This is a genomic window from Roseateles sp., assembly GCF_039595595.1.
In the GTDB taxonomy this organism is placed as follows: domain Bacteria; phylum Pseudomonadota; class Gammaproteobacteria; order Burkholderiales; family Burkholderiaceae_C; genus Roseateles.
Map to the genome: position 1 here is coordinate 1 of NZ_JBCNLG010000018.1, position 21,089 is coordinate 21,089.

17 protein-coding genes are annotated in these 21,089 nt (G+C 72.6%); 7 read left to right on the forward strand and 10 right to left on the reverse strand.

Translation table 11 applies throughout. From position 1 onward, the window contains the following. Nucleotides 1-136 precede the first annotated feature (136 nt). From ABDW61_RS18955 to ABDW61_RS18985, 7 genes are read right to left on the reverse strand one after another with little or no spacing between them, the layout of a single operon-like run. Nucleotides 137-1,096, reverse strand: a complete 960-nt coding sequence (locus tag ABDW61_RS18955) for a carbohydrate kinase family protein (RefSeq protein ID WP_343640890.1) — start codon at nt 1,094-1,096, stop codon at nt 137-139. Beyond that, nucleotides 1,089-2,174 carry an ADP-ribosylglycohydrolase family protein gene (locus tag ABDW61_RS18960; RefSeq protein ID WP_343640892.1) on the reverse strand — a complete coding sequence of 362 codons (1,086 nt, stop codon included), beginning with the start codon at nt 2,172-2,174 and terminating at the stop codon, nt 1,089-1,091. Before ABDW61_RS18960 ends, ABDW61_RS18955 begins: the two co-directional genes overlap by 8 nt. A gap of 14 nt (nt 2,175-2,188) precedes the next feature. After that, nucleotides 2,189-3,172 (reverse strand): ABC transporter permease, encoded by a 984-nt coding sequence (locus ABDW61_RS18965; RefSeq protein ID WP_343640893.1) that lies wholly within the window; start codon nt 3,170-3,172, stop codon nt 2,189-2,191. Next, nucleotides 3,169-4,353 (reverse strand): ABC transporter permease, encoded by a 1,185-nt coding sequence (locus tag ABDW61_RS18970; RefSeq protein WP_343640895.1) that lies wholly within the window; start codon nt 4,351-4,353, stop codon nt 3,169-3,171. Before ABDW61_RS18970 ends, ABDW61_RS18965 begins: the two co-directional genes overlap by 4 nt. Then, complete coding sequence (locus tag ABDW61_RS18975; RefSeq protein WP_343640897.1) at nt 4,353-5,987, reverse strand: ABC transporter ATP-binding protein; 1,635 nt, start codon at nt 5,985-5,987, stop codon at nt 4,353-4,355. Before ABDW61_RS18975 ends, ABDW61_RS18970 begins: the two co-directional genes overlap by 1 nt. Continuing rightward, nucleotides 5,984-7,084, reverse strand: coding sequence for a BMP family ABC transporter substrate-binding protein (locus ABDW61_RS18980; RefSeq protein WP_343640898.1), 1,101 nt, complete (start codon nt 7,082-7,084; stop codon nt 5,984-5,986). Before ABDW61_RS18980 ends, ABDW61_RS18975 begins: the two co-directional genes overlap by 4 nt. A gap of 32 nt (nt 7,085-7,116) precedes the next feature. Then, nucleotides 7,117-7,869, reverse strand: a complete 753-nt coding sequence (locus tag ABDW61_RS18985) for a GntR family transcriptional regulator (protein WP_343640900.1) — start codon at nt 7,867-7,869, stop codon at nt 7,117-7,119. 342 nt (nt 7,870-8,211) lie between these two features. On the opposite strand from ABDW61_RS18985, the gene ABDW61_RS18990 reads away from it, so the two are divergent. The 6 genes from ABDW61_RS18990 to ABDW61_RS19015 all read left to right on the forward strand — a co-directional run bounded on the left by ABDW61_RS18990 (nt 8,212) and on the right by ABDW61_RS19015 (nt 17,542). Then, nucleotides 8,212-10,404, forward strand: coding sequence for a TonB-dependent receptor plug domain-containing protein (locus ABDW61_RS18990; RefSeq protein ID WP_343640901.1), 2,193 nt, complete (start codon nt 8,212-8,214; stop codon nt 10,402-10,404). Beyond that, nucleotides 10,401-11,579, forward strand: coding sequence for an esterase-like activity of phytase family protein (locus ABDW61_RS18995; RefSeq protein WP_343640902.1), 1,179 nt, complete (start codon nt 10,401-10,403; stop codon nt 11,577-11,579). Before ABDW61_RS18990 ends, ABDW61_RS18995 begins: the two co-directional genes overlap by 4 nt. Continuing rightward, nucleotides 11,576-12,163: a sigma-70 family RNA polymerase sigma factor gene (locus ABDW61_RS19000; protein ID WP_343640903.1), complete on the forward strand. Its 588-nt coding sequence runs from the start codon at nt 11,576-11,578 to the stop codon at nt 12,161-12,163. The genes ABDW61_RS18995 and ABDW61_RS19000 overlap by 4 nt, the downstream gene beginning before the upstream one ends. A gap of 176 nt (nt 12,164-12,339) precedes the next feature. Then, a complete protein-coding gene (locus ABDW61_RS19005) occupies nt 12,340-13,335 on the forward strand; it encodes a type III secretion system chaperone (RefSeq protein ID WP_343640904.1) in 996 nt (331 codons plus the stop codon). A 15-nt stretch (nt 13,336-13,350) separates the two neighbouring features. Continuing rightward, nucleotides 13,351-15,099, forward strand: coding sequence for a hypothetical protein (locus tag ABDW61_RS19010; protein WP_343640905.1), 1,749 nt, complete (start codon nt 13,351-13,353; stop codon nt 15,097-15,099). Between the two features lie 250 nt (nt 15,100-15,349). Next, complete coding sequence (locus ABDW61_RS19015; RefSeq protein WP_343640907.1) at nt 15,350-17,542, forward strand: hypothetical protein; 2,193 nt, start codon at nt 15,350-15,352, stop codon at nt 17,540-17,542. A gap of 18 nt (nt 17,543-17,560) precedes the next feature. Here the strand turns inward: ABDW61_RS19015 and ABDW61_RS19020 are convergent, their stop codons facing one another. After that, complete coding sequence (locus ABDW61_RS19020) at nt 17,561-17,968, reverse strand: nuclear transport factor 2 family protein (protein WP_343640909.1); 408 nt, start codon at nt 17,966-17,968, stop codon at nt 17,561-17,563. Between the two features lie 91 nt (nt 17,969-18,059). Here ABDW61_RS19020 and ABDW61_RS19025 point away from each other — a divergent pair, with 91 nt between their 5' ends. Further along, entirely contained in the window at nt 18,060-18,977 is a 918-nt protein-coding gene (locus ABDW61_RS19025) for a LysR family transcriptional regulator (protein WP_343640911.1), read from the forward strand. 51 nt (nt 18,978-19,028) lie between these two features. On the opposite strand, the gene ABDW61_RS19030 is transcribed toward ABDW61_RS19025, so the two are convergent. Together ABDW61_RS19030 and sctN are read right to left on the reverse strand one after the other, a co-directional pair. Next, a complete protein-coding gene (locus tag ABDW61_RS19030) occupies nt 19,029-19,697 on the reverse strand; it encodes a hypothetical protein (RefSeq protein ID WP_343640913.1) in 669 nt (222 codons plus the stop codon). 68 nt (nt 19,698-19,765) lie between these two features. Further along, nucleotides 19,766-21,088, reverse strand: a complete 1,323-nt coding sequence (sctN, locus tag ABDW61_RS19035) for a type III secretion system ATPase SctN (protein WP_343640915.1) — start codon at nt 21,086-21,088, stop codon at nt 19,766-19,768. Nucleotide 21,089: the final 1 nt, after the last annotated feature.

A 21,089-nucleotide genomic window follows, 5' to 3' on the forward strand; every position in this document is an offset into this window, starting at 1 on the left:
TGACGAACCGAGGTCGGCCGCCACGACCCTCGCTCTCCCTCGGTATGGCGCCCAAGCGCCTACCCTGGGCGGGTCGGCCTGTGGCGGCCTGGGCGTACTTTGCTACATACAAGGGCGGGGGAGAGGGTCTCGCGAATCACCAGACGGTGTCAGCCCCGTCCGGGCGCCGCGAGCGCGCCTGGTCGAGCCGCGCGTCGACCGCGGCCCGCGACGGCAGGCCCGCGCGGGCGCCGACCTCCGCGATCACGAAGCTGCTCGCCGCGCACGCGAAGCGCAGGCACGCTGCCAGCGGCTGACCTTCGAGATGAGCCAGTACGAACGCGGCGTTGAACGCGTCCCCCGCCCCGGTGGTGTCGCGCACCGGCACGTCGAACGCCGCCTGACGCACCGCGCCATCGCGGTCCACGGCCATCGCGCCCTGCGCACCCAGCGTGACGACGACACAGGACGGCCCGTGCGCGAGCAGACGCCGCAGTCCCTCCGCCGACGGCGCTTCCCCGGTGCCGGCCCGGAAGCCGGCTTCGTTGAAGAACACCAGGTCCGCGAAGGGCAGGCGCTGCGCCAGCGTCTGCGGGTCGCCGGCCACCGCCGGTTCGAGGTCGAGCGCCACGCGCGTCCTCGTGCCCCGCGCCAGCTGGCTGATGCGCGACAGCTCCGCCTGATCGCGAGGCATGGCGTAGACCACGCGCGACTGCAGCAGCGCGTCGTGCAGGCGCTGCGCGGGGAAGGGCGGCGGCGCGGCGGCCATCGGCGCGACGACCAGGCCGCGGTCCCCGCCCGGCGGCAGCAGCGACACGGCCAGCCCGGTCGGCAGGCCCGGCGCCACCTGCAGATGCTCGACATCGACGCCGTCCTCGCGCAGCGAGCGCCGCAGCAACTCGCCGAACGGGTCCGCGCCGATACGGCCGAACACGGCCGCGCGCCCGCCCAGCCGCGCCAGCGCGCAGGCCGCATTGGCTGTGGTGCCGCCCGCCGTATGGCCCGCGGCGCGCGCCATCACCTTGCCGCCGGCCTCGGGCCACTGGTCGACCTCCAGGTTCAGGTCCATGCAGGGATCGCCGAAGGCCAGCAGGTCCCAGCGGCGGCGCTCAGTCATGGCGCCGTTCCTGCCAGTGGCGCCAGGCCAGCGTGCCCAGGCCGGCCGAGATCGCCGCCAGGTCGAAGTCCGCGCGGTTGGCCGCTTCGAACTCGGCGCGCAGGTCCGCCGGCACCCCGGACAGTCCGCGCCACGCGCCGGCGATCGCCCCGGCCATGGTGGCGATGGAGTCGGTGTCGTTGCCGATCGAGGCGCCGATGGCGATGGTCCGCATCGGATCGCCGCGCGTGTAGGCCACGATGCCCACGGCGGCGGGGACGGATTCCGCCGCGAGCACGGAGTTGCCCACCAGCCCTTCCATCCGGGTCATGAAGCCGTGGTCGTCGCGCGCCTCCACGGCGATCTCGAGCGCGGCCTCCAGCCGCGCCAGGTAACGCGGGCCGGCGACGCCGCGGGCGCGCTGGCGGGCGATCTCCTCGCCCCGGATCGCGCCTTCGACGGCCGCGGCCAGCACCTCGCCCAGCGCGTCGGGCGCATCCGGCGTGACCAGCGCCCGCGACACCGCGGCGGCGATCGAGCACGCCGCCGAGATCGCCACGGCGGTGTCGTGCGACGGCATGCAGGTAACGAAGGCCTGCTCGCACGCGGCGGTCAGATCGCCGGGATGGATCAGGCCGGCCGGCGCGACCCGCATCGCGGCGCCGTTGGTCGTGCCCATGCCGGTGAGCTTGCGGCGCGACTGCCCGATCACGCCGACGCTGGCCAGGTCCGTGCCCTCCTGCAGCGCCTTGACAATGCCGGCGGTGCTCGGACCCATGAAGCCGGCCTTCGGGCTGGTGTTCACCCAGTCCAGCAGGCATGCGACCCAGCCGGCCTGATCGAGCCGGCCATCGGCGCAGACCAGCGCGCGGGCCAGGTAGTACATCTGGCTCGCATCGTCCGTGACCTCGGCGCGCAAGCCGCCATTCACGCCGGCGAAGGTGTCGGGCGTGGGCGTCTCGAATCGCGTCACCAGGCCGCCGAAGCCGGCGGCGATCTCGTCGATGCTCCACTGCTCGGTCGGCGCGCCGAGCGCGTCGCCCATGCCGGCCAGCGTCAGCGACGCCTGGATGCGATCGCGCAATTGCTCTTGATTCATCCGGGAAAGGTCCTTCAAAGTCTCTGGGAAATCTCGGGGGCGCGGTTGCCCTGGCGCCGGGCGCGGCGCGCGCCCGCCAGCGCCATGGCGATCAGCGTCACGGCGGGCGGCAGCATCTGCGGCAACTGAGGCCGCCAGGCCAGCGCGCCGAGCTGCGTGGCCAGCACCGCGCTGGCGCCGAACAGCAGCGCCGCCGCGGTGGTGCCCGCCAGCGCACGGCCGCCCAGGAAGACGGCTGCCAGCGCCAGGAAGCCGCGGCCGGCGCTCATGTCGGCCTGGAACAGGGTCACGTAGCCCATGCTGAGGTAGACGCCGCCCAGGCCCGCCAGCACGCCGCTGGCCAGCAGGGCCAGGTATTGCATGCGCTTGACCGCAATGCCGGCGGCCAGCGCCGCGGCCGGGTTCTCGCCCGAGGCCCGCAGCCAGCGGCCCCACGGGGTGCGCTGCAGCAGCAGCCACACGGCCGCCACCGCCAGCGGCGCCAGCAGCAGCGGCAGCGGATGGCCACGGCCGCCCTCACCGTTGAGCAGCAGGTCCAGCGCCGGCCAGCCGGCCAGGCCGGGCAGCCGCAGCGACGGCAACGCCGGGCTGACGAGCGCGGCGGTGGAGCCCTTGTCGCCCACCCAGCTCGCCATCAGGAACACCGTCAGGCCGGCGGCCAGCAGATTGATCGCGATGCCGGCGACGATCAGGTCGGCGCCGAACTCCAGATGGAAGACCGCCAGCAGCAGCGCCAGCGCGAGCGCCGCCAGCAGCGCCGCGCCGCCGCCGATCAGCGCGTGGCCCCAGACGGGCAGCGCCGGCCAGAGCTCGGCGGCCTGCACCGCGCCCATGACGCCGAAGAACGCGGCGATCAGCATGAGGCCTTCGAGCGCGACGTTGACGCAGCCCGCCAGGTCCGACACCAGCGCGCCGAGCGCCGCGAAAAGAATCGGCGTGGCGGCGCGCAGCAGCGCGACGGCGAGTCCGGCGGCGGCCAGCGTCCAGGCATCGGTCATGCGACGGCTCCGGGGGCGGGCTCGACGGTCTCGGCGGGGAGGGCGCCACGCCGGCTGCGCCGGCGCGCCAGGCCCTCGGCCAGCCGGGGCCACAGCCGCTCGGCGACGACGAACAGGATGATCAGCGCCTGGATCACCAGCACCATCTCGCGCGGCACGTCCGTGCTGCGTTCCATCGCCTGGCCGCCTGCGCGCAGATAAGCGTAGAGCAGCGCCGCCATCGGGATGGCGCGGGGCTCGTTGCGCGCCAGCAGCGCCACCACCAGCCCTTCGTAGCCGAGCCCGGCCGGCAGGTCCACCGGCAGCCGCCCGAGCAGCGCATGGCTCACATGCAGCCCGGCCAAGCCCGCGACCATCCCGCCCAGCGCCGTCGACAGCATCACGGTGCGCGCCACCGGCAGTCCCATCCGGCGCGCGAAGTCCGGCGCCTGCCCGACCGCCCGCAGCGCATAGCCGGCACTGGTACGGTCCAGCATCGCCTGGGCGGCCCAGGCCAGCAGCGGGACCAGCAGCAGCATCGCGCTCACATGGGTGCTGGGGATCAGCACGCCCAGCGACGCGGCGGGCGGCAGCAGCGGCGTGGCGATGAAGCCCGCGCCCGGATCGCTCATCCACTCGCTGAGGATCAGGCGGAACAGCTGCACGGCGATCAGGTTGAGCATCAGCGAGGTGACGATCTCGCTGGCGCCGTAGCGCAGCTTCATCCACCCCGGCAGCAGGCCCCAGGCGCCGCCCACGGCCATCGCCGCCAGGAACGAGGCCGGCAGCACGATGGCCGCGGGCAGCGCCGCCAGCGCGAGGCTGGTCGCGACCGCGGCCAGCGCGCCGAGGAACATCTGGCCATCCGCGCCCAGCGTGAACTGCCGCGCCCGCAGCGGCAGCGCGATCGCCAGGCCCAGCAGCGCCAGCGTGATCGCGTCCTCGATGGCGGCGCCGAACAGGACCAGGCGGCGCGCTTCCCAGCCCTGCGCGCCCAGGTGCAGCTCCGGCAGCGGACCGGTCAGCAGCGCGAGCCAGGCGCGCAGCGGCTCGTCGCTGACCAGCGCGGTCAGGCCCAAGCCGGCCAGCAGCGCCGCGGCCAGGGACAGCGGCAGGGTGCCGATGCGGGCGCCGGCCCGTGCGATCAGCGTCATGAGGCTGGCGCGCCGCGAGGTCCGGGACGCGGGAGGAGCGGCGGACATCACGGCAGGAGATCCTCGTCGAGGGTGGAAGGGGTGACAGCGGTGAAGGGGGCGTCCAGGGCGGCGCGGGCCTGCGGGTCGCGGCGCACGCCGGTCATGTAGAGGCCGAGCTGCCGCGCATCCGCCTGTGCGGCCGCGAAGTGCCCCACCAGCCGGCCTTGCGACATCACGGCGATGCGATCGGACAGGGCCAGCAGTTCGTCCAGGTCGGCCGAGATCAGCAGCACGGCCGCGCCGCCGTCGCGCAGGGCCCGCAGGCGCTCGTGCAGCGCCTGGCAGGCGCCGATGTCGACGCCACGGGTCGGCTGGCTCGCGATCAGCAGGCGCGGGCCGAGGGCGATCTCGCGGGCCAGCACCACCTTCTGCATGTTGCCGCCGGAGAGCGAGCGGATGGGCGCCTCGGGCGAGGCGGCCACGACGCCGAAGTCCCGCAGCAGCTGAGCGGTCTCGCGCGCGGCCCGCGCCAGGTCCAGCGCGCCGAACCATCCGGGCAGGCCGCGCCGCACCAGCGGCGGCGCCGCATGGCGGTTGGCGATGACGTTCTCGATGATGCTCATGTCCGGCGCGACGCCGTCATGCAGCCGGTCCTCGGGCAACGCCGCGACACCGGCGGCCCGGGCCGCGCGGATGCCGGCGTCCCCCTGTCCGCTCAGCGGCACGCCGTCGACGCAGACCTGCCCGCGCCCGGGGCGAGTCAGTCCCGCGATGACGTCGGCGAGCAGGCTCTGCCCATTGCCCTCCACGCCGGCCACGCCCAGGATCTCGCCGCCGGCGATCTCCAGCGTCAGGTCCTCCAGCGTCTGACCGCCGCCGGGATCGCGGGCCGAGAGCCCGCGCACGCGCAGTACCGGCGCGCGCGGCGAGGGCGCCGGCGAAGCCCGCGTCCGCTGGGGCGCCGTGGCGTGGCCTGTCACCAGGGCGGCGATCTGCGCATCGCTCAGCGCCCGCGTCGCGGCGCCGCCTGCCACCCGGCCGCCGCGAAGGACGGTGAACCGGTCCGAGACCTCGCGGATCTCCGCGATCCGGTGCGTGATCAGGATCACCGCCAGGCCGCTGTCCGCGTAGCGCCGCAACGCCTGCATCAACGCCGCGGCCTGCTGGGGCGCCAGCACCGCCGTCGGCTCGTCGAGCATCAGGATGCGCGCGCCCTGGTGCAGGGCCTTGAGCAGTCCCACCGCCTGCTGCTCGCCCAGCGACAGCCGGGACACCGGCGTGCGCGGATCGAGCGGGAGGTGGAAGCGGCGCGCGGTCTCGGCGACCTGCTCGGCCGCGGCGCGCGCATCGAGCAGCGGGCCGCGGCGCGGCTCCTGACCGAGGACCACGTTGTCGGCAACGCTGAAGGACGGCACCAGGGTCACGTGTTGCGGCACCAGGCCCATGCCGGCGGCGATCGCCTCGCGCGGCGTGCGCCAGCGCACCGGCCGGCCCTCCAGGCGGATCTCGCCGGCACTGGGTTGTTCCAGTCCGTAGAGCATCTTCATGACGGTGGACTTGCCCGCGCCGTTCTCGCCGACGATCGCGTGCACCTGCCCCGCCGCGATGGACAGGCTCACCTGATCCACGGCGAGCGTGCCGGTGGCATAGCGCTTGGAGACGCCGTGCAGCGACAGCAGCGCGGCAGGGGTGGCGCTCATCCCGGCGTCCTCGGCATGAAGGCGCTCGGCACGCGGCGCTGGCCGGCGACGATCTCCGCGCGCACCCGCTCGAGCTCTTGCCACAGCGCAGGCGGCCATTGCGCCAGCAGGCCGGCGCGGGGCGCGAGGCTCACGCCGTGCTCCGCCAGGCCGAGCGACACGACGCCGCCCGGCGCGGCCGGCTGGCGCAGGGACGCGCGCAGCGCCTCCAGCACCGCGACGTCGACGTTCTTGACCACTGACGTGACGATGCGCGCCGCCAGCGCCGGCTGGCGCGCCTGGTAGAGCGCCTGCTGGTCCACGTCGACGCCGATCGCATAACGGCCGGTTTCCAGCGCGGCCTCGTTGACGCCCTGGCCGCTCGCGCCGGCCACATGGAACACGATGCCGGCGCCGCGCGCGAACAGCGTCTTGGCGATCTCCTTGCCCAGCGCCGGATCGGAAAAGGAATTGGCGTACTGGGTCGCGACCGGCAGGTCCGGTTCCGCGGCCTTGGCGCCGGCGCGGAAGCCGACGATGAAGTCGTCGACGACCGGGAACTGCATCCCGCCCATCACCCCCAGGCCGCCGCCGGGAGCGACGCCCGGCAGGCCGGCGCGGTCCAGCCGCGCCGCCAGCCAGCCGGCCAGATACGCGCCTTCGTTCTGGCGGAACAGCAGCGAGCGCACGTTGCGGCAAGCGCAGCGGGCAGCGTCCACGGCGGCGTCGTAGAGCACGAAACGCCGCGCCGGATAGGCCTTCGCCAACTGCTCGACGTAGGGCGCCATCGTGAAGGTGCCGGTGACGATGAGGTCGAACTCGCCGCTGTCGGCCAGCGCCGTCAGGGCAGGCAGCCAGCGCGTCGGGTCGGTCCCGCCCTCGACGATCCGGACCGTGATCGGCAGTTGCCGCGCCGCCTCGCGCATGCCCTTGGCGGCGCCGTCGAAGAAGGACTTGTCGCCCAGCGTGCCATTGATGAAGAGCACGGCGCGCAGTCCATGCCCGGCCTGCGCGCGCGGCAGCAGCCGCTCGCCCGCCGCCTTGAGGGCGTACAGCAGCACCACGGCGGCGAGCAGCCACAGGAGCTGTCCCAGGAGGAAGCGGAGAGCGGGGCGCATCGGCGGCGGCGACGGAGGATGGACCGGGCCGCTCAGGCCAGGCGGCTGGATTGCGTGATCCGCGCGCTGTACCGGTAGCTGGAGACGTACTTCATCAGGCAGTACTCGATCGGCTCGCGCCGCTCCGACAGGGTGATGCGCTCGCAGACCAGCAGCGGCGCGCCTTCGGGCACGCCGAGCAGCCGCGCTTCCTCCGCGTCCGCCGAAGCGGCGAACAGGTTCTCCACGGCCTCCACCGGCGCGAAGCCCGCGCGCTCCATCAGCAACTGGTACAGCGAGCGGGCGCGCTCCACCTCCTGCAGCGCCAGCTTCACGCCGGGCGGCAACGGGAAGTAGGCGTCGTGCAGGCCGATCGGCACGCCGTTGGTCAGCCGCACGCGCCGCACGCGGGTCAGCGGGTGGCCCGACTCCAGCTGCAGCAACTGGGCGATCGCCATCGTGGCGGGGCTGAACTCCAGGTTGAGGATGCGCTGGCTGGGCACGCCGCCCCGCTGGCGCGTGTCCTCGGAGAAGCCGTCGATGTAGCGCGACATGCGGCGCACCAGCGCCGGCGCCACGAAGGTGCCGCGGCCGTGGTCGCTGTAGACCAGCCCGTGATCCTCCAGCAGCCGCACGGCCTTGCGGATGGTGTCGCGGCTGACCTGGTGCTGCTCGGTGAGCTCGCGCTCGGAGGGCAGGGCCTCGTTGTCGGCGAGCCGGCCTGCGTCGATGGCGGCGCGCAGCGCGTCAGCGACCTGACGGTAGCGGGGCGCGGGCGCCGAGGCTTCGGTGGGGCGTTTGCTCATGTCCATCAATGCTCTCATGGTACGTACCAGATGGTCAATAGGCGTCTTCCCAAGTCCTCTCTCACGGCTCTTTGACAGCGCCGTGAAAGGTGTTGCGTCATAAGCAAAAGCCGAAATTGCAAGCAAAACACCTTGCGGTGAGATTGACGTGGTACGTACCAGTGAATGATCATCCGGCCCGGAACCGCGCAGTACCTCCTCCACCCCTGTTCCGGTCATTCCGCTGAAAGCCCCTCCACCATGCGCTCCCCCGCACGATTTCCCCGACTTCCCTTCCCCCCGTTGCCCCTGGCGGCGCTGCCGCTGGCCACGCTGCTCCTGGCCGCTCACGCGGAGCCGGCCTTGGCGCAGCAAGCCCCGGCCCGCCCCGCCAGCGAGGCCGGCGGCGATGCCGCGCCGGCCTCGCAATCGCTGGGTCAGGTGACGGTGATGGGCGAATCCATCGGCATGCGCCAGTCGCGCGCCAACGTGAAGATCACCGCGTCCGACCTCGAGCAGTACCCGACCGGTGTCTCCGCCGACAAGCTGCTGGAGCGCGTGTCCGGCATCCAGGTCGGTTCGTCCAATGCCTTCGGCGGCGACGGCTTCGAGAGCACGATCAGCATGCGCGGCTTCGGCAAGGACAGCATCGGCTTCTCGATCGACGGCATCCCCAACGGCCGCACGACGCTGGGCGGCGGCTCGGTGCCGACGCGCTACTTCGACAGCAGCAACCTGGCGGCGATCGACGTGTCGCAATCGGCGGGCATCGTCGGCGCGCCGTCCCATCAGGCGCTGGCGGGCCACATCGACTACCTGACGCAGGATCCCGGGCGCGCCTTCGGCCTTCGCGTCGAAGGCGCGGCCGGGAGCGCCGCCCTCGGCCGGCTCTATGCCCGCGTGGACAGCGGTGAGCTCGCGCCCGGCCTCACCGCCTACCTGAGCGTGTCGCGGCAGCAGTGGCAGGTCTCCTACGTGGACGATCCCTCCGGCCACGACACCCGCGATCACGCCGACCTGAAGCTGGCGTGGCGGCTGGGCCAGGACACGACGCTGAAGCTGTATTCGAGCTTCAATGAACGCAAGGAGACGAGCGCCAGCAACATCGTCACGCTCAAGCAGTTCCAGACCGATCCCAAGCAGGACGGCTACACCGACCACTGGACCGGCGTGCCCGCTGTCGACCGCAACTATCGCGGCCTCAAGGGCAACCCGCGCGAGGACCGCCTGAGCTACCTCAGCCTGAGCACCACGCTGGGGGGCTTGAAGGTCTCGGCCAAGGCCTATCACCATGGGCAGGACGGGACCGGCAAGGAGACCGGGCTCGGCAATGGCGGCTATCCGGGGCTCGATGGCTCGGCCCGCAGCCTGTACTTCCGCGCCAACGACTATGACCTGTCGCGCAACGGCGCGCTGGTGGAAGTGGGCGCGCGGCACGGCGACCTGCTCGACTGGCGCGCGGGCGCCTGGTACGAAAGCTACGAGCGCGGTCAGGTGCGGCGCTGGTATCCGGTCCTCGACGAGGCCGCGGGGCCGGATTACGCCGCGGAGCCGGTCGCGATCAGCGAGGACAAGCACTGGAAGAACCGCAGCACCATGGTGTACGTGGCCAATCGCAGCAGCCTGCTCGACGGCCGCCTCAGGCTGGACTACGGCCTGACCTACCTCGACAACCGGGTCGACTACCGGGCGCCGACGCAGGACTCGCGCACCGGCAAGCTGGACTTCGTCAACGAGGCCCGCGTGAACTCCGGCGTGCTGCCCAAGGTTGGCGCGCTGGTGCCGCTGGGCGCCAACACCGAGCTGTTCGCCGGCTACGCCAAGAACGCGGCCACGGTGACCGACGCGACGCTGGAGGGCGGCGCGGCCACGACGATGGCGGCCGCCGCGCGGCCCAGCGGCATGGACAGCGCCAAGGCCTTCGACCTGGGACTGCGCCACAAGGGCGACGGCTATGCGCTGAGCGTGCAGGGCTTCTCGATCCGCTCGAAGGAGACGGTGGCCGCGGACATCGCCGGCACGCTGCAGTCGGAGAACGTGGACCAGGGCCGCCGCATCGATGGCATCGAGCTGAGCGCCAACGCGCGCGTGGGCGCGGCATGGCGGCTGTATGGCGCGTTCACCTGGCAGAAGGCCCGCTACGCGCTGGGCGATGTCGACGCGCAGGGCTATCCGGCCAAGGGCTTCATCCGCGATGGCGCGGACCTGGTCGGCATCGCGCCGCGCAACCTGTTCCTGGAAGCCACTTGGCGGCCGGGCGAGGCCTGGCGGCTCGGCGCCAATCTCCGCCACGTCTCCAGCCAAGCCGGCTACTACGCCAATCCGCGCGTGGCGGGCAGCGGCGTCGACGAGCGCATGCCCGCCTACACGCTGCTGGGCGCGAGCGGTTCGTACCAGTGGGAACACCTGACGCTCGGCCTGAACCTGGAGAACATCACGAACAAGCGCTATCTCTCCGGCGTCGCGCCCGAGCTGATGACGAGCCCCTCCAGCATTGGGCGCTACTTCATCGGCGCGCCGCGCACGGTCGTGGTCTGGGCGAGGATGGAGCTGTGACGCGCCCCCCGCTGGCCCGGTCCGGCGGCGCGGCGGTCCTGCTCACGATCGCCGCCTGGGCCGCGGCGCTGCTGGGCGGCTGCGCGCCGCTGACGCGGTGGGCGGAGCCGCCGATGCGCCTGCGCCTGATCGGGGAGACCGTCCTTGCGCGCGTCGACGGCGACCCGCTGCGGCGCCACCTGGGCGGCATCTCCGGCCTCGACTACGACCCGGTCCAGGACACCTGGTATCTGCTCAGCGACGACCGGTCCGACGAGGCGCCAGCGCGCTTCTACACGGCAACGATGCGATGGAGTGCCAATGGCATCGAGGATGTGCGCGTGACAGGCCTCACGACGCTGCTGCGGCGGGATGGCCAGCCGTATCCGAACCGCCTCGCGCCGGCGCATCCGGGCGAGCCGGGCCCCGAGATCCCCGATCCCGAGGCGGTCCGCCTGGACCCGCGCAGCGGACGGCTGCTCTGGTCCAGCGAAGGCGACCGGCCGCGCGGCATCCAGCCCTTCATCCGCTGGTCGGACCGGGACGGGCGCTTCGCTGGCGAGCTGCCGCTGCCCGAGCGTCTGTGCGTTCATCCTGACGAGCCTCGCGGCGCGCGGGACAACCTCAGCCTGGAAGGGCTGGGCCTGGCGGCGGACGGCACGGTGTGGGCCAGCATGGAGGCGCCGCTGATCGAGGACGGCGAGCCGCCGACGCTGCGCGCCGGCGCGCTGACCCGCTTCACGCACCTGGACCGGCAAGGCCACGTGCTGGGGCAGTACGCCTACCCGGTCGATCCCATCCCGCTGGCGCCGACGGGCGGCCAGCACCGCGCCGACAACGGCGTCAGCGAACTGCTGGTCACGCCCGCGGGCACGCTGCTCGTGCTGGAGCGGTCGGGCCGCGAGGTCGCCGAGCGCGTCTTCGCGTTCCACGTGCGGCTCTACGAGGCGCGCCTCGACGGCGCGACCGATGTCGCGCAACTGGCGTCGCTGCGCGGCGCGGACGTCGTGCCGATGCGCAAGCGGCTGGTGCTGGACTTGCAGACCGCCGGCGTGCTAGGGCCGATCGACAACCTCGAAGGCATGGCCTGGGGACCGGTGCGGCCGAATGGCCGGCGCACGCTGGTGATGATTTCCGACGACAACTTCTCGCCGCATCAGCGCACGCAGGTGCTGGCCTTCGAGGTGGATCAATGAAGGACGAGGATCTGGAAGCGCTGCTCGGCGCCTGGCTGCAGGCGGCGGGCATGGGGGACCGGGCGGCGTTCGAGCAGCTGTACCGCCATTTCCGCCCGCGGCTCACGCGCTTCATCCAGCGCTGCTGCTCGCGTCCGCACCTGGCGGAGGAGGCGGTCAACGACGCGCTCTGGGTGGTCTGGCGCAGCGCCGCGCATTTCCGTGGCGAGTCGCGCGTGACCACCTGGGTCCATGGCATCGCCTACCGCTGCATGCTCAAGGCGCTGCGGGACCGCGAGAACGCGCAGGAGATCAACGCGTCGGCCGTGCCGGAGGCGGAACTGATCGAGGCGGAGCCGGCCTTCGACGACGGGCCGGATCGCGAGCTGCGGGACTGGGTGAACCGGGGACTGGCCGAGCTGCCGCTGACGCAGCGCACGACGCTGGAGCTGGCTTACTGTCAGGGCGAGTCCTGCGAGGAGATCGCCCGGATCATGGGCTGCCCCTCGGGCACGGTGAAGGCGCGGCTGGTGCGCGCGCGCGAGAAGCTGAAGGACGTGCTGCCGGCGCTCGCGCAGGCGGCCATCGGCAGCCGCGCCGGCTAGCGCGCTCGAGTCCGAGCCCGAGCCGCGCCCGGGCCGCGCCCGGGCGGATCGGCGGCATCGGCGCATTCGTTTCGAGGCACCGGTCTTCGCGTCCGTCGCGCGGACGTCATCCCCGCGTGCCTATCGTCATTCCCGGCCGAACTCCAACCACCCACCACTCGGCCAGGGAGCCCACCATGACGACCCCTCTTGCGTCAACGACGTCTGCAGCGACCGGGAAGATCCCTGGTCACGCCGCCTCCGTTTCCCCTCTCATCACCGGCTGGCGCCGCGAGGCCGCGCTGCGGCTGGGCGCCGGCCTCGATGTCGCGCGGCATTTCGGCGAGACCGGCCTGATCGAGCTCGACGGGCAGCCACTGTCGCTGCACCCGCTGGGCGAGGAACCCGCCGGGCCCTGGCTGGCCGTCACGCGCGCGGCGCGGCCGGCGGCCGTCGCGGAGGAGGTCTGGTGCGATGCGCTGCTGCTCGCCACGGGGCAGACGCTGGTGGCCTCGCACGCGGCCTTCGGACTGAACGATGACGGCGAGGCCGTGCTGATCCTGCGCACCGCCGCCGGGCATGAGCATCCCGATCTGCTCGCGGTTGAACTGGCCGGGCTGCTGCAGCTGCGGCAGGCGCTGCTCGAGGGCGTGCAGGCGCCCGCCGCGGCGCCGGTGATCCACACAGGCGCCGTGGAAGCGGCGCCCGGCGGCGGTGATGGCGGTGGCGCGGCCGGCGCGCCCTTCCTGGAGGCGCCCGAACGGGTGCTCGTGCGCGTCCACGAGGCGCTGTTGCAAGCGGGTCTGCCCGCCGAGGAGGCGCTGGCCGGCGCGCGCAGCGGCGCGTTCACGCTGGACGGGCAGTCGATCGGTCTGGCCTGCGAGGACGAGACCGGCACGCTCGTGGTGGTCGCCGATCTCGGTGCCGAGGCGCTCGACACGCCCGAGCGGCGGCGGCTCGCGCTGCAGGCCAACACGACGCTGATGGTCTTCGCCGGCGTCGCCGTGGCCCGCGAGCGCGGCCGCGCGCGGCTGATGTCGCGCTGCCCGGTCGACGGCCGCAGCGCCGTCGACTTCGCCGACAGCTTTGCCGCCTGGCTGCGCGACTTCGCGCGCCTGGCCCGCGCCACATCCGATTCCCGCGACACCGCATCCCGCGACACCGCGTCGCGCGACGCCGCCGCCGCGCATTGAAGGAGGGACGCAGACATGTCCGGATCCATCACGCCTTCGACATCCACCCGCATTGAATCGTTCCGTCTGCCCGCCGATGCCGACGCGTCCGTGCCCGGCACCTCGGGCACCGCGGGTGCCGCGGCTGGCGCCGCGCCCCCGGCGCTTGAGCGGCCGCATAACGCGCCGCCGTCGCGCGGGTCCGTGCCTCTGGCGTCCTCGGGCGGCGAGGAGACGCGCGAGCGCCGGCCATTGCCGGAACTCGTCGGCACGAGTCCGAACCGCTCGCTGCTGGGGGAAACGCCCAGCCTGTCGGACTCGCGCGAGTGGTCGTCGCGACGCCTCGAAGTCCTGGCGCGGGAGCGCGGCCTGAGCGGCCCGCTCTCGGCCACCCCTTCCGACATCGGACGGCAACTGCGGGCCGAACCGACCTTCAACCTGTCCCGTCCCGCCGCGCCCGAGCGCAGCTGGCGCTCCGTCGCGAGCGCGATCTCCGGCGAGGTCGCCCGCCTGGCCGGCGTGGCGGGCCGTGAGGCGGTGCGCACGCTCGGGTCCGTCGTTCCGCCGCTGCCCGAGGCGCGGCTGGCTGGCGTGGTGGCCGGGCACGCCATCCACCAGACCGTCGCGGTGGCGCTGCCCACCTTCGCGCGGGAGATGCTCGCCAACGCGGTGAGCCACGCGCTGAGGCACGCGCCGGCGCCGGCCGTGATGGGTCTGCAGGCCGCGGTCGGCATGACCAACGTGGTCTTGCAGGTGGTGCGGGAGCTGCGCGAGCGGCGCAATCCCGACGAGGCGGCGCGCGCCTACCACTCGCTCACCCCCGAGCAGTGGCAGGCGAAGACGCCTGGCGAGCAGCAGGCGATGCGCGATCACACGGCCAAGATCTCGCGGCTGTTCACGGTGCTGCAGGCTTCGTCGTCCTTCACCAACCTGATGCTGATGCATCACGGGTTCCAGCAGGGCGACCGTGCGGCCGCGCTGCAGCCGCTGACCAACGAGCTGAAGGTCGGCGTCTATGCCGCGATGCGGGACGGCCTGCAGGCCAGCTTCAGCATGGTCAAGGTGAACAAGCCCCCGGCGCCCGAGGGCGGCGGCCCGCAGCCGGAGCTGGCGGCCGGCATGTCCGGTGCCGCGCAGGCGGCCGCCGTGGCCACCTACGCGGGCGTGAACGTGGTGAACAACTTCCTTGGCGACGCGTTGAAGGGGGCGTGGGTGCCGGATCGAGGCGCGGCGGCCGCGGTGCTGCTCGGGCAATCCACGGCCATGGGCGCGGGCGACGCCTGGCGTGTGGCGGCCGGAACCGCCGCCATCAGCGCGCTGACCAACACCCTGGGCGAGACGACGGACTGGTTCCAGCGTCTGCAGCTCTTCGCCAACCAGACGCCCGGCGCGACGCAGGAGTGGGCGCCGGTGCGCACCGGCACGGACCGCGGCCGCGTGCTGGATCAGGCGCAGGCGCGGACCGCGCTCGCCAACACGCTCTTCTCGGCGCTGACCGCCGCGGGGCAGGGGATGGCGCACAGCCAGTTGCCGCCCGCCGTGCAGCAGTTCATCGGCAACGTCGGCGCGGCGGCCCTGGGCGCGATGCTCGATTCACCGATCACGGGCCTGTGGCAGGCGCAGGAGGCGGTGCGGGCCAATCCCGTGCCGCAGGCGCCCGTCGATCTGGAGCTGGGGCAGCGTCCGGACTCGCCGCGTCTGCCGTCGAGCTCGGCCTCGTCGGTGGCGGACATTCCGGTGCCGCAGCAGCGCCGGCCCCGCGTCAACGTCACCGAACTCGATTGAAGAAGCCATGACCGGCCCTGTCCGATCCACCGCGGCAGGCGCGCCATCGCGCGGGCCACACCCGGCCGCAGGCCGGCAGCCGCCGCCGGCATCCGCCACGCAGACTCATCCCGCGGCGGGATTTCCCGGACTGGATCAGGCGCCGGCGCGACCGGCCGGCCCTTCCGGTGCCTGCGAGGCCGAGAGCGCGTCGGCGGCCGCGCAACGGCGCGCGTCATTGCCTATGTCGAGGAGGACGGGGACCGCGGCGATGGCGGTCTCATCGACAGGCGCGCCTCTGGCGGCGTCACCGTCCGTCCAGCTGAGGTCGCTCGCGGAAGAGCTCTCCCGGCTGGAGACGGAGCGGACCGCGCTGCAGGCGCGCCTGGCCGAACTGCAGGAGCAGCGCCAGGACACGCGTGTATCCGGCGCGGGCGAGCGGAGTGACGAAGTTGGCCGTCTTCAGTCGCGCGCCGATCACGCGCGCGGCCAGGTGGCCTCGCTGCAGGCCAGGCATGACAAGGAGTCCGGCGAACTGGCCGACGTCGAGCGCAAGCTGGCGTCCGCGCGGCGGCAGCTCGAGGGCCTGACGCTGGCGGCTGAGACGCGGCCGGCTCAGCCAGCTCGACCTGCGCGTGCGCGGACGGGCCGGCGTGGCGGCGCCAAGCTGGCGAGACCGACGCCGGCGGCCGCGAAGCCGGATCCTCGCAGTCCCGCGGAGGTCCAGGCTCAGGCGCGCATCAAGCAGCTGGAGGGGGAACGCGACAGCCTCAAGACGCAGATGGAGGCGGCCAGCCGCCGCGTGGCGGAGGCGCGCGCGGCGTTGAAGCGCGATACCGACTTCGCGGCGCTGGTGCTGGATCCGCGTTCCTACGAGCCGCGGATCGAAGAGGCCGTCGCCACCAACCTCAACCGGTTCCTGGCGCATTATGAGCTCCCCGCCATCGATCGGGTGCCACAGGGTGAGGACACCCGGCATGCCAGCTACCTGGACATGTTCACCAACGTCGACGACGGCCCGCGGCGTCTGGACGAGCCGCTGCTGGAAAACCCGGCGCACAGCTTCTCGGCGTTCTCCGCGCTGTACAGCACCTTGTGGCCCGGCCGCGTCAACGAGAGCCTGCTGAGGAATCTGCTTGGCGGCGACATGAGCGCCGTGATGGCGGCTGTGCGCGCGGGCGGCGAAGGCCTGGGGAAGGCGGTCGGCCGGCATGTGGCGGCTCAGTTCGCGGAGGAGATGAGAGGCTGCGCGGGCGCGGCCGCCGCCACGGGCACGCCCGACGGCACGACGGCGCGCCGCGTGAGGATGCCCAGCGGCAACCGGGTGACGCAGACGGCGCTGGCCGAAGGTCGCGCGCGAGCCCGCGATCTGGTGCCGCTGCAGGAACTGCCGGCGCATCGCGGCCGCATCGTCGTGGGTGCGATCCAGCAGGCGACGTCGATGATGAAGACCATCGCCGAGGAGTACCTCGCGGCGTGTGGCGACGTGCAGCGGTCCCAGTCCGCGCTGGACGGCGCGTTGAAGGACCAGAGCGCCCTGGTTGCGCGCGGTGAGCAGTTGACGAGCGAACTCGGCGCCGCGCAGGCGATGCTCAGCGGCCTTCGCGAGGAGCGCCGGCAGCGGGACGCCGCGCAGCCGGCGCAATCCGGGCCGCCGGCCTCGCGCGATGCCGGGCCCGATGCGGCCATTCCGCAGCTCCCGGTGGCGGCCGGGTTCTCGGCGCCAGATGCCGAAGCTCGCAGGATGCGGCTGCGCGGTGACGTGGACCGGTACGAGGCGCACGCCGGGGAAGCGCGCAGCCGCGTCGATCAGACCGCGCGGGACATCGGCAAGACGCAGACCGAGCTGCGGCGCATCGAGCAGGCGCATGAGGCGGCCGTCGCGGCGCTGGCGCGGGAGGCCGCGAATGCCAGCCGCGAACGCGAGGAAGCCCGCGAAGCGCTGACCGGGCTGCGCGAGCGGCTCGCCGTGACGGAGGGCCGGATCGGCGAGCTCCGCGAGGCCCTGCATCAAGCGCCGGCGCGCCGCGCTGCGATCAGCGATCTGGCCTGGGAGCGCGCCATCGACCGCCATGTCGGGATCAGCGACGAGGCCATGCGGGAACGCGCGCCGGAGACCGGCCATGTGGGCAGCTACGACTCGCTGGTGACGCTGTCGCGGGTGGTCGCCGACCTGCATGCCCATGTGTCCTGGCATGCCGACCTGCGGCCCGTGCTGGCGGCGCGCAACCGCCGCGAGTTCGACAGCGCCGTGGCCCGCGTGCCGGGCGGCGTGACCGATCTGGTGTTCGACCACGGCCGCCAGGTGGGACGCGGCTTCAGCAATGCGCTGGATCGCACCGAGCGCGCGACGCCGCTGCAGCACAGCAGCTACTCGCTGGACTTCGTGCAGGGCAGGGTGGTGGTGTCGCACCTGCATCCCCATGTGCCGCGGCGCACGCTGCAGGCGGCGGAGCTGGGCTAGAGGGGACGAAATCGGTGCTCAACGGTCATCGAGAACATTGCCTCCCACGCGCTCGCGCAGCGGATGCGTGTCATAGACGATGTGCATCCTGTCGATGCGGTCGCTCCCCGCGTGGAACTCAAACAGATCCACGCAGTTGAAGCTGACGACGCGACCATCGGCGAGCGTCCAGTCGTATCTGAAATAGGCGGCGGCACGAGCCATTTCTTCGGTTGGCTGCACGGTGAAGAACAGGTCGTGCACGGTGATCACGCTTTGCCGCGATGCCTGTGCGAGCCTGGGAAAGAAGTCGCGGGCCGCCATTTCACCCAGGAACGGTGAATGCACCAAGCCGTCGACTTCAAACGCATCGATCATCGCCGCGGTGTTTCCCGCTTGCAGCTGCGTGAGATAGTGGCGGACCGTATCGAGCTGACGTTGATGCATTTCCATCCTTCATGAGTTCAGGGCACACGATCCTTTCAGACGCGGCGTCCGTGAACAAGCGGGAAGGGACGCCAATCCATCAAGGCCGTTTATGAATCTGCGCCATCTGCAGTACCTCAGGCTGGTGATCGAGCAGGGCAGCTTCGCGGCTGCGGCGCAGGCGGGCGGGGTGACTCAACCCGCGATCAGCCACGGCATGAGGCAGTTGCAGCAGCAGTTTGCCGAGCCTCTGTTCGTCCGCACGGGACGGCAGCAACGCCCCACCGAGGCCGCATTGAGGCTGGCTCGTGAGGGGGCGCTGCTGGAGCAGCAGGTGCATGCATTGACCGCATCGCGCAAGGCGGCGGTCAGACGCGACGTCCTGCGAGCCGGGATGACGCCGTCAGCCGCGCTGGTCTGCGGGCCGGCTCTTTATTCGGCATGGTGCGGCGGTCATCCCCATCGGCGTCTCGACATGAGGAGTGAGGACGAAGGACGCATGCTGGCCGAGTTGCAGGCGGGCCATCTTGACTTGGTGCTGGCTCCGCGTCCGCGCGGTTTCCTGGCCGCTGGCCTGGCATGCGAGCCGCTGTATCGGCTCGCGCCGTTGGCGTACGTGCGTCGCGCACACCCCCTGGTTGCGGCTCAATCACTGGCGGAGCTCGGGCTCGCTCAATGGGCCATCGTCGGCCCGAGCGTCCGCGGGCCCGTCAACGTGCTGCGGGAGGCATTCGCCGTGCGGCGCCTGGCACCGCCGCGGGTGGCAGCGTCCTGCCCGGACTTCTCGAGCCTGGTCCAACTGCTCACGCAAAGCGACCTCATTGGCGTGATCCCTCATCCGGCGCTCCTGAGCGCCGTGCCTGCGGGCCAGCTCGTGCCGCTTCGTCTTCGTGAGAGTCTCCCGACCTACGAGATGCATCTCTTCACGCCCGTGCGGATGCGCCGGGCCGCGGCACCGGTCGTCGCCGGGCTGAAGCAGGCGTTGGCATCGAGCTCAGCCCAGGACCCGCATCAGCCAGCCATGCGATGACTTCAGGCAGGGCCGCGGCATTCATTCGAGCGGGTCTGGCGAGACGGCGCATCACTGCGCGATCGGATCGGCGGCCAGCAGCTCGATGAAGCGCCGCGGGCCGGTGTCCAGGTTTCCCGCCGATTCGGCATCGCCGCCGGAGCGGACCTCGGCGGTGAGCCGGCCAGTGGGCACGCCGCGGCTGGCGAGTATCGCCTCGGTGCCGCGGGCCCAGCCCAGCGCCTGGTTGCGGCCCTTCGCCGCCGCAACGGCATTGACGGGCGAGTTGGCGCGGATGCCTGCCTCGACGCGCACCCGCACCGCCGGCGCGCGCGCGAGCACCTCGCCGGCGCGCTCCACGAAGCGCCGGAAGCGCGGCTGCAGCGCATCGCGGCGATCGACCGCATCCGCCGCGTCGATGCGCACGCGCACCTGGTTGCTGGCCGTGCGCATCACCTCCACCTGGCCGTTGTCCAGCGCCAGTTGCTGCAGCTCCCGCGCCACCGCCGCCATGTCCGGCGACCAGACGTGTCCGTCCTTGACGTCGAGCGGCGGGGCCGGCGGTGGCACCGGGATCGGCGCCGGCGCGGCGGCGGGCGGCTCTGGCGGCGGACGCCGGGACGCGCAGCCGGTCAGGCCGGCCCCCAGCGTGAGCAGCGCCAGCAGCGCCAGCCGTTCAATCACGCGCGCGGCCCGCCGGTCGCGGCCCGGGGCGCGAAGGGAGCGATGGTGTGCATTCATCTGGCAACTCCGGATCGTTGAAACAGCCTGGCCTCAGGGCCGGCGGGGACCGCGACGGGCGCGGCCGCTCATCCCGACACGACCTGGCCCAGCGACCCCAGCGTGCGGTCGAAGGTCCAGAGGTCGTCGGTGGCCTGGCACAGGAACTCGCGCACCGGCTGCAGCTTGCGCATGGCCTCGTCGGCGAGCGCGTCGTTGCCGGGCTTGTACTCGCCCATCTGCACCAGCGGCTCGATCTCGTCGTACTTGGCCATCAGCGCCCGCAGGTGGCCCGCGGCCGTCTGGTGGTGCTTGGGCACGATCTGCGACATCACCCGCGACAGGCTGCCCAGCACGTCGATCGCGGGGTACTGGTTGCGCGCGGCGATCTTGCGCGACAGGATCATGTGGCCGTCCAGGATGCCTCGCACTTCCTCGGAGATCGGGTCGTTGCCGCTCTCGTCCTCGTACAGCACGGTGTACAGCGCGGTGATCGAGCCGCGCGCACCCATGCCGGCGCGCTCGAGCAAGCGCGGGATCTCGGCGAACACCGAGGGCGGAAAGCCGCGCCGCGCCGGCGGCTCGCCCGCCGCCAGGCCGATCTCGCGCTGCGCCCGCGCGAAGCGGGTCAGCGAATCCATCATCAGCAGCACCTTCAGGCCCTGGTCGCGGTAGTACTCGGCCACCGCGGTGGCCACGTGCGCCGCCTTCGCCCGCTCGCTCGACGAGCGGTCGGACGTCGCGCACACCACCACCGAGCGCGCCATGCCGGCCTCGCCCATGATGAGCTCGATGAACTCGCGCACCTCGCGGCCACGCTCGCCGATCAGCGCGATGACGCTGACGTCGCATTGCGTGCCGCGCGCCAGCATGCCCATCAGCGTGGACTTGCCGACGCCGGCCGGCGCGAAGATGCCCATCCGCTGCCCTTCGCCCAGCGTGATCAGTCCGTCGATCACCTTGACCCCGGTCGGCAGCGGCCGCTCGATCATCTCGCGCTCCATCGGCGTGGGCGGCAGCGCGAACACCGGGCGCGATTCGGTCGTGCGCACCGGGCCCTTGCCGTCGATCGGCCGGCCCAGGCTGTCGATCACGCGGCCCAGCAGCGCATCGCCGACCGGCACCGACAAGACCTGACCCAGTCCCACCACGCGGGTGCCGCCGCGCACGCCCAGGATCGACCCGAACGGCGACAGGATGCTGCGCCCGCCGGCGAAGCCCACCACCTCGGCCGTCTGCAGTACGCCGCCGTCGTCGTCGAGCACCTCGCACAGCTCGCCCAGCCGCGCGTCCAGGCCGCTCACGCGCATCAGCGTGCCCACCACCTCCGTGACCTTGCCGGTGCGGCCCACCATCGTGGCCGAGGCCAGCTCGGCCTCCATCAGCTCGGTGAATCCCTGCAATGCCTTCATC

Excerpts from the sequence above, each read along its gene's own strand:
- ABDW61_RS19005 (WP_343640904.1), top strand. The coding sequence starts at position 12,340 with ATGACGACCCCTCTTGCGTCAACGACGTCTGCAGCGACCGGGAAGATC.
- ABDW61_RS18980 (WP_343640898.1), bottom strand. The coding sequence starts at position 7,084 with ATGCGCCCCGCTCTCCGCTTCCTCCTGGGACAGCTCCTGTGGCTGCTC.
- ABDW61_RS18975 (WP_343640897.1), bottom strand. The coding sequence starts at position 5,987 with ATGAGCGCCACCCCTGCCGCGCTGCTGTCGCTGCACGGCGTCTCCAAG.
- ABDW61_RS18985 (WP_343640900.1), bottom strand. The coding sequence starts at position 7,869 with ATGAGCAAACGCCCCACCGAAGCCTCGGCGCCCGCGCCCCGCTACCGT.
- sctN (WP_343640915.1), bottom strand. The coding sequence starts at position 21,088 with ATGAAGGCATTGCAGGGATTCACCGAGCTGATGGAGGCCGAGCTGGCC.
- ABDW61_RS18955 (WP_343640890.1), bottom strand. The coding sequence starts at position 1,096 with ATGACTGAGCGCCGCCGCTGGGACCTGCTGGCCTTCGGCGATCCCTGC.
- ABDW61_RS18960 (WP_343640892.1), bottom strand. The coding sequence starts at position 2,174 with ATGAATCAAGAGCAATTGCGCGATCGCATCCAGGCGTCGCTGACGCTG.
- ABDW61_RS19025 (WP_343640911.1), top strand. The coding sequence starts at position 18,060 with ATGAATCTGCGCCATCTGCAGTACCTCAGGCTGGTGATCGAGCAGGGC.
- ABDW61_RS19000 (WP_343640903.1), top strand. The coding sequence starts at position 11,576 with ATGAAGGACGAGGATCTGGAAGCGCTGCTCGGCGCCTGGCTGCAGGCG.
- ABDW61_RS19015 (WP_343640907.1), top strand. The coding sequence starts at position 15,350 with ATGGCGGTCTCATCGACAGGCGCGCCTCTGGCGGCGTCACCGTCCGTC.
- ABDW61_RS18970 (WP_343640895.1), bottom strand. The coding sequence starts at position 4,353 with ATGTCCGCCGCTCCTCCCGCGTCCCGGACCTCGCGGCGCGCCAGCCTC.
- ABDW61_RS18965 (WP_343640893.1), bottom strand. The coding sequence starts at position 3,172 with ATGACCGATGCCTGGACGCTGGCCGCCGCCGGACTCGCCGTCGCGCTG.
- ABDW61_RS19030 (WP_343640913.1), bottom strand. The coding sequence starts at position 19,697 with ATGAATGCACACCATCGCTCCCTTCGCGCCCCGGGCCGCGACCGGCGG.
- ABDW61_RS19010 (WP_343640905.1), top strand. The coding sequence starts at position 13,351 with ATGTCCGGATCCATCACGCCTTCGACATCCACCCGCATTGAATCGTTC.
- ABDW61_RS19020 (WP_343640909.1), bottom strand. The coding sequence starts at position 17,968 with ATGCATCAACGTCAGCTCGATACGGTCCGCCACTATCTCACGCAGCTG.